Consider the following 2,195-nt stretch of genomic DNA (forward strand, 5'->3'; position numbering starts at 1 on the left):
CAAGTAACTGACAAAGAGAATTCCGACACCGCAATGTTAAACAGAGATATAACCGACAACAAAGTGGACATCTACGATATACAAAGCCATAAAGGTCTGAGCGTTGAACTTGATACTAGGCTGCTTAGTAAAAAAGGGCAGGATGAGATAAAACAGGAGTATGAGGCAATGAATAAAAATATGAACATTATTGCAGGAACCTTGCCGGATGCAACAAGCGATAACGTTATAGAAGCAACGGCTGGAGAAGTTTGGAATACTTTAACTAAATACCTCTCGCTAGGACTTGTTCCTTCAAATGAAAACCGAGGAGGCATATTGGCTGAGATACCTATACTTACGGGAACAAAAGATTCAGCGCATAAGGTACTTCAAGTAGTGAATAAACTATCGACGAAATTCAATGAGGACGACTATATAAGAATGGAAGATAGCAGTTACTATAAAACATTAAGTGCAGAAGATAAAAAAGAGTTTGACGGAAAGGGATTATATGTCTCAAAAGCACCTATAGAAATAACACAAGAAAGTGCCACCTACCAAAACTCAATTAACGGTATGATGAATAGTGAAGCAGAAGCTATAAAAAATGGTTTGCTGCAAACAGGGCAAATGAATACCGACAAAGCGGTAGAGCTTACAGTAGGGTATAATCCATCTTATGGATTTTTACCAGATTTATTAGAATCGGCAGTAGATAAAAGCGGAATAGGAACAACCGGCATCGCAAAACAGACAGGAGAATACGTAAATAACGTTACTGCATCAAGAGGCAATACCGGGTCTAACTTTGCAATGCACTCGCAAGCAAATGTTATAGTGTATAACGGGATACAATATGTTCAGGAAAATGGAGGAGGATTTAAGCCGGTGGAGTATTATAAAATTGACGGTAAAATTGAACCGAATGTTCCGACATTCGTATCGTTCGGTTCGCCGATGAATAAGGACGATATGAATAAGTTAATTACAGACCCTCAAGATAAGGGAGGCGTAGGATACGGATATTCAGGCGCTTTTACCAAGCAAGATGACTTCGTAGGGGAATCATTAGGCGCTAACAGCGGCAACAATGCTCAAGCGACGATCTTCGAGCAGGCAAATATATTAAATGCCTATAAATTATTTACTTCTGATTCGCCTCACGGTACATATGTTTGTCAAGATTATGCCGGGTTTGGCGTAAAGTGTGGGTACAGAGAATGAGAAATATATTTATAATTTTTTTGATTGGTTTTATATTTACGGGATGTGTTTTTAGACAAAGCCCATATATAAAGATGGAACCATATACAAAAATAACATCTCCTTATGTGCATATTATAACCCCTGGGTCTTATCACCAATTCCCTTTTGAGACTTCGGGAATTCATGATAATAAAACAACTATTTATTTTCATAGAACCATCCCCAATATGATGAAACAAGATATAAATATAAGAGTATGGGATTTAACAAAAGACTCATTTGAAAATAGACTTTTAGATAAAGAACTTAATGATGAGTTTGAAGAATATTTTTCAAATTTGCCTTTGACGGAGTGGAGAATGAACAATAATATGGAAAGAGGTATTAATTATTATAAAAATTATGTGGATTTTATAGGCGGATTAAAGTGTGGGACTAATGTTGAATCACAAAACATAGCAGATGGAATAGGAAGTAAAAAGTATTGGACATTTTGTCCATATTATGACAAACAAGGCAATTTAAAACTTGTAGGAGTTGATTACCGCTTCTACTACACCTTTGATAGAACAAAATTCGAAGGAGGCGATGACCCAAGCTTGGTAAGACACCGTCTTCAAGAGATACAACTGCAGTTTAAAAAAGATATGAAAGAGATATTCGACTCCATAGAGATTTATGATATGGATAGAGATAGAATGCAAAAAGAGGGTTTGCTTTATGATGAGAAATACTCTCTGGATAAAGAATCCAAAGCAAAAGATAAAAGCATGAAGTGCACTTTTATAAAGGAGAGCGATTCTTGGGCATGTGTAGGGAGAGAAACAGATATAGAATGTACAAAAAAAAGAGTAGAACGCAAATGGGAATGCACAGATAAAGAAAGGGAATAATTGTATATAGCCAATGCTCAGGATATGGCTTTGCAAGCTACAAATGATATAACAAATACAAGTGCGAGCATAAAAGCGGACAATATAGCACTGACTTCTACACAAGGCAGCATC

The 2,195-nt window shown here is 36.5% G+C and carries 1 protein-coding gene and 1 pseudogene; both read left to right on the top strand.

Annotated elements, in window-relative coordinates:
- A pseudogene (locus tag OQK60_RS10540) lies at positions 1-1,206 on the top strand (adhesin); the annotation flags it as partial.
- A complete protein-coding gene (locus OQK60_RS10545; protein ID WP_297686822.1) occupies positions 1,203-2,081 on the top strand; it encodes a hypothetical protein in 879 nt (292 codons plus the stop codon). The pseudogene OQK60_RS10540 and the gene OQK60_RS10545, both read left to right, overlap by 4 nt.
- Positions 2,082-2,195: the final 114 nt, after the last annotated feature.

Source organism: Sulfurimonas sp. (genome assembly GCF_026196735.1).
Classification (GTDB): domain Bacteria; phylum Campylobacterota; class Campylobacteria; order Campylobacterales; family Sulfurimonadaceae; genus Sulfurimonas.

Bases quoted from the DNA above. Each gene is read 5' to 3' on its own strand.
- OQK60_RS10545 (WP_297686822.1), top strand. From the start codon at position 1,203: ATGAGAAATATATTTATAATTTTTTTGATTGGTTTTATATTTACGGGA.